This window comes from Pedobacter sp. HMWF019 (assembly GCF_003061025.1).
Taxonomy (GTDB): Bacteria; Bacteroidota; Bacteroidia; order Sphingobacteriales; family Sphingobacteriaceae; genus Pedobacter.
Window position 1 is genome coordinate 1 of the sequence record NZ_QAIL01000172.1, and the last position, 5417, is coordinate 5417.

Genomic DNA, 5417 nt, shown 5'->3' on the forward strand with positions numbered 1-5417 from the left:
AGAAGTTAAGCCCACCAGAGCCGATGGTACTGCGGTAACACGTGGGAGAGTAGGTCGGTGCCAAATCTTAAAGAAAGCCTGTAGTTAATACTACAGGCTTTTCTTGTTTATAAGCTTTTTTGAATCTTCCTTCTCCCCTTTTTTTTGGGGAAACTTAACTAGAAAATTATAAAGGAATTAATTAGGTTGAACCAAGGTAACCTGTTGCCCGTCTATGTGAAGCTGACCGGAGGTACCTAGGATGATCGCCTGGTTGTCTGCGATATGCCCTACAGGAAACTGAAAACATACCGGGTAATTATATTCTTCGACGACTTTAAAGATAATTTCTTCAGGACTTTGACCAAAGGGAACTTTCTCTTCATCCATCTCATTAAAGGCACCCACGATAAGGCCTCTTAACTGGCTTAATTTGCCACTTCTCTTTAGCATGCGCATCATTCGGTCTATGGAAGCTTCACGCTCTCCTACGTCTTCTATGAATAGAATTTTATCGGTGTAATCCATTTCTGATAATGAACCCTGTACCATCACCAATAAGGTCAGGTTGCCTCCGATGAGGAGACCTTCGGCTGTTCCAGGACGGTTAAGTGGATGATTTTTGATGTGATATTTAAGCGACTCGCCAAAAAGGGCTTTTCTTAAAGATTCCAGGGATGCCTGTGTGGCATCATCAAAGGTATAGGGCATTTGAGCGTGTATGCTCTGTGTATTTAATTTTCCAAATAGATGGGATAGCAATACAGTAATGTCACTAAAGCCAACCAGCCATTTTGGGTTTTCCAGGAAAAGGCTGAAGTCGAGGTTGTCAATGATTCGAATCACACCGTATCCACCTCTTGAGGCGATAACAGCTTTTATGCTGCTGTCATCAAGAAATCTTTGCAGATCTTTTGTTCTTAATTCATCGCTGCCTGCAAATTGATGATCTGCCGCATAAACACTTTCTCCAAGTACAACTTCAAGGCCCCATTGCTTAAATAGGCTGATCGCGAAATCAATGTCTTTGGGCAAATATTTGGCGGGTGAAACGATTGCAATTTTGTCTCCCTTTTTTAGGTACGGCGGCTGTTTAATCATCTGTAAAACTCTTATCTTTGCCAAAATAATAAAAATAGTTTTGGATAACAGTAAAATTAAGAGATATACCGTTACGGCGGCATTACCCTATACTAACGGACCTGTGCATATAGGCCATTTGGCTGGTGTTTACCTGCCTGCAGATACTTATGTGCGTTATTTACGCTCCAATAAGAGAGATGTTCGCTTTATTTGCGGTTCGGATGAGAATGGGGTGCCGATCACGTTGAAGGCGAAAAAAGAAGGTGTTACCCCGCAGGTTATTGTAGACAAGTATCATAAGATCATTGGTGATTCTTTTAAGGAATTTGGTGTTTCTTTTGATATCTATCACCGTACTTCTTCTTTGATGCACCACCAGACTGCTTCTGATTTTTTTGAGAACCTCTATAATAAAGGTGTTTTTACAGAAGAAATTACGGAACAGTATTATGATGAAAAGGCACAGACTTTCCTGGCCGATCGTTATATCACAGGTACCTGTCCAAAATGCGGGAATGAAAATGCTTATGGGGATCAGTGTGAAAATTGCGGCAGTACTTTAAACGCGACTGACCTGATCAATCCTAAGTCTACCTTGTCCGGAGAGCCGCCTGTTCGTAAGGAAACAAAGAACTGGTTTCTTCCCCTGGATAAATACGAGGAGCAGTTAAGAACTTATATTGAGGGGCATAAAGAATGGCGTCCAAATGTATATGGACAATGCCAGAGCTGGCTTAATGCTGGTTTGCAGCCAAGGGCCATGACACGTGATCTGGACTGGGGTGTAAAGGTTCCGGTGAAAGACGCAGAAGGCAAAGTGTTGTATGTCTGGTTTGATGCACCTATCGGTTATATTTCAGCCACAAAAGAGTTGTTTGAGTATGCCCGTTTGGATGTATGGAACCCTAAGGCAGAGGAATATTATATCAATCAGAATACGCTTCAGAAAGGCGACTGGGAGGATTACTGGAAAGATGAGGATACAAAGCTGGTCCATTTTATAGGAAAAGATAATATTGTATTTCACTGTATTATCTTCCCGGCGATGTTAATGGCTCATGGAGGATATACATTGGCAGACAATGTACCGGCGAATGAATTCTTAAATCTGGAAGGACAGAAGATCTCTACTTCTAAGAATTGGGCTGTATGGCTGAATGAGTACCTGGAGGAGTTTAAAGATAAGCAGGACGTACTTCGTTATGTTTTAACGGCAACAGCACCGGAGACGAAAGATAATGACTTTACCTGGAAAGATTTTCAGGCACGGAACAATAATGAGCTCGTAGCGATACTTGGGAACTTTGTGAACCGGGTTGTGGTATTGACCCATAAGTATTTTAACGGCAAGGTTCCGATGTTGATGGAGATTAAACCAGAGGATCAGGAAGTGATTGACGAACTGGCGGCTTATCCTGCTAAGATCAGTGCTTCTATTGAGAACTACAGGTTTAGAGAGGCGCTGAGTGAAGTGATGAATGTAGCCCGTTTGGGTAATAAGTATTTAGCGGATACAGAGCCATGGAAAGTGATCAAGACGGATGAAGACCGTGTACGTACGATCCTGAACATCAGTTTGCAGATTGTGGCGAGCATAGAGGTGTTAATAGAGCCTTTCCTGCCATTTACTGCAGACCGGTTGATGAAGATGTTGAACTACGGTGGTCACTTATGGGAGGATGCCGGAAAAATGCATTTACTGCACAGAGGTCATCAGTTGGGAGAGCCTCAGTTGTTGTTTGAGAAGATCGAAGATGAGACCGTACAGGCACAGATTGATAAACTGAACAGAAGTAAAGCTGAAAACTCTTTGGCGAATACTGTAGCTGCTCCGGCAAAAGAGAATATTCAGTTTGAGGATTTTTCTGCAATGGACATCAGGGTGGCTACGATCGTGGCTGCTGAGAAGGTAGAGAAAACGAAAAAGCTGTTGAAACTGACCCTGGATACAGGATTGGATCAGCGGACTGTTGTATCTGGTATTGCAGAATATTTTAAACCGGAAGAGATTATCGGACAGCAGGTGAGCGTATTGGTTAATCTTGCGCCAAGAGAAATCAAGGGGATCTTATCGCAGGGTATGATCCTGATGTCTGAGAATTCAGATGGAACATTGACTTTTGTTGCGCCAACGCAAAATCATAGTAATGGCAGTGTGATCAGGTAATCCAAATTTGTTGTTAAACAAAAAGTTTTATTGCTATATTTGCGCCCGTTACTAAATGGTTTCGTAGTTCAACGGATAGAATAGAAGTTTCCTAAACTTTAGATATGGGTTCGATTCCCGTCGAGACCACGACTTTTGCCAGTAGTTATATATAACTACTGGCTTTTTTGTTTCAAGAGACTTAGTTATAAAAATTCTTCGGATAACCTTAGATCTAATCATGTAACATTAGGATCTCTCCATTTTTCCCATGTAACTCTGTATCAGAAATGATGGTGAAGTAAGATGTTAAAGGCGGATTGGGCGGATTAATCTCTACGGTAATTTCTTTACCCTTGATCTTGTATTTTGATGCATAACCGATGTCTCCTCCAGGTATTAGATTGGCTTCTCCCTTGGGATAAAGTGTAAGAATTATGGCTGCACTGACCTCAGCATCCATCCCGGGACTTGCGTTGATTTGATAATAACGTTTTTGTTGGTCTATGTGCAGGGCATCTTTTTTACAAGAAACTAGGTTTACAAATACGAACAATAAGACCGTTGTGACATAAATAGAATATTTTTTCATAAAGCATTAATTTGGTTATATCCTTGTAAACGTGTTAGATGAATAATGCGCTACAAAAGCTTATATTATGGCAGGAACAAATCGTCCATGGTGACCTGGTTTTGTACCAAACCAATAGCATAAACATTGTTTTTAACACCGTAGGTGGTGACCATGGAGAGAAACAATGCTTTTTTAGTCTTGCTCTCCCGACGAAATACATCAAGTTTCTGCTGCAATTCTGAAGCATACGTCTTATCTATTACGAATTCAGTATTGGAGAACTTCATTTCACATATACTGATGACATTATCCTGCCTGTCCAGCAACAGATCGATCTGTGCACCATTTCCGGTTCTTGGGGCGTGTCGCCAAGCTGAAGTTTCAGTAAACACTCCGGAAATGCCCAGCGCCTGCTTAATATTATCTGTATGTTTCAGGCAGATTCCTTCAAAAGCATAACCGCTCCAACTCCTCCATGATGATGCCGATGATTTCTTGATCCATGTGCCTGCACCGGTAGCCCTGGAATGTTCGATAAATTTGAGGTAGAAAAGGCTGTATTCGTCACTGAGCTTGTAGATGCTCTTATTGGCATTTTTCTGGAAAGGCAGTAGGGGCGTAATGAAGCCAGACTCTACAAGTTCCTCAAGTAAGAGACTAGTGGTTCCCCCACTTTGTAGGTTACAGGTGTCAATGATCTCATTTCTTGTCAATCCGGATGGCTTGTCCGCGAGTGCTTTAACTACAGAAATGTGCCGGTCTGCGTTTTCGAAAAGAGAACGGTAAAGGTTTGCGAATTCTGTTGAAAGGAGACCATCCTTAGTGAAGCAAAGTCTGTCAATTGCCTGAGTGGCACTTTCCCCTTTTTTGATTTCTTTCAGATAATGTGGTACACCACCCATTGCCATAAAAATGGTCAACACCTGGTAACGGTCAATATGGATATTATTGCTTTTCAGGTATTGTTCTGTTTCGTACAGTGTGAAAGGTAAAAGGCGTATTTTCCGTGTCAACCGGTTATGCAGGCCTCCTTTGCTGTTGACAACCTTTTTGATCATCCAACTGGCTGCAGATCCACATATCGCAACGATCAGATTCGGCTGTTGTGATGCCCATTGGTTCCAGAAATATTCAAATGCGGAAAGAAAGCCTGATTTATGGGAACTTAACCAGGGGAATTCGTCAAAGAAAATGACAGCCTTTCTCTTCTTAAGGATAGGACTTGCAAATTCCCTGAGTTGCCAGAAGGCTTCCGTCCAGTTTTTAGGAACTGCGAGCGGTAATTGGGAACCTAATGCCTCTGCAAGGGCTTTGCTGAAATTAAGCAGTTGCTCGGCAGCATTCGCATCATGCACTCCCGAAAGCTCAAAGATGAGCTGTTTCTGGAAGACTGAGCGGATTAGGAAAGTTTTTCCAACCCTTCGCCTGCCAAAGACCGCTAAAAGTTCCGACGAAGGCGAAACAAGCATCTCTGATAGTATTTTTTTCTCAGCTATTCTTCCAATAAGCGCTTCCATTTTTCTTCTTTTTTAATAATTAACGATGAAAATAGTTTTATCTGCAGCCAAAACTTATTTCAAATATATGATTTTGGCTGTGGATAAAAAAATATCCGCAGCCAAAATTTATGTGGTT

4 protein-coding genes and 1 tRNA gene are annotated in these 5417 nt (G+C 41.8%); 2 read left to right on the plus strand and 3 right to left on the minus strand.

Annotated features, from left to right (window positions below; all coding sequences use genetic code 11):
* Window positions 1-177 precede the first annotated feature (177 nt).
* Window positions 178-1080 carry an LD-carboxypeptidase gene (locus DBR11_RS11115; RefSeq protein WP_108552590.1) on the minus strand — a complete coding sequence of 301 codons (903 nt, stop codon included), beginning with the start codon at window positions 1078-1080 and terminating at the stop codon, window positions 178-180.
* A 40-nt stretch (window positions 1081-1120) separates the two neighbouring features.
* On the opposite strand from DBR11_RS11115, the gene metG reads away from it, so the two are divergent.
* On the plus strand, window positions 1121-3229 hold the full coding sequence (metG, locus tag DBR11_RS11120) for a methionine--tRNA ligase (RefSeq protein WP_108552591.1): 2109 nt from the start codon (window positions 1121-1123) through the stop codon (window positions 3227-3229).
* 57 nt (window positions 3230-3286) lie between these two features.
* Window positions 3287-3358: transfer RNA gene (locus DBR11_RS11125), tRNA-Arg, on the plus strand.
* 85 nt (window positions 3359-3443) lie between these two features.
* Here DBR11_RS11125 and DBR11_RS11130 read toward each other — a convergent pair.
* The gene (locus DBR11_RS11130) at window positions 3444-3800 is read right to left on the minus strand and encodes a hypothetical protein (RefSeq protein WP_108552593.1); all 357 of its coding nucleotides are present in this window, start codon (window positions 3798-3800) and stop codon (window positions 3444-3446) included.
* A gap of 65 nt (window positions 3801-3865) precedes the next feature.
* A complete protein-coding gene (locus DBR11_RS11135) occupies window positions 3866-5299 on the minus strand; it encodes an ATP-binding protein (protein ID WP_108552595.1) in 1434 nt (477 codons plus the stop codon).
* Window positions 5300-5417 lie beyond the last annotated feature (118 nt).

What these genes read in the sequence shown, in the direction of transcription:
- DBR11_RS11115 (WP_108552590.1), bottom strand. Translation starts at nt 1,080, where the DNA reads ATGATTAAACAGCCGCCGTACCTAAAAAAGGGAGACAAAATTGCAATC.
- DBR11_RS11130 (WP_108552593.1), bottom strand. Translation starts at nt 3,800, where the DNA reads ATGAAAAAATATTCTATTTATGTCACAACGGTCTTATTGTTCGTATTT.
- DBR11_RS11135 (WP_108552595.1), bottom strand. Translation starts at nt 5,299, where the DNA reads ATGGAAGCGCTTATTGGAAGAATAGCTGAGAAAAAAATACTATCAGAG.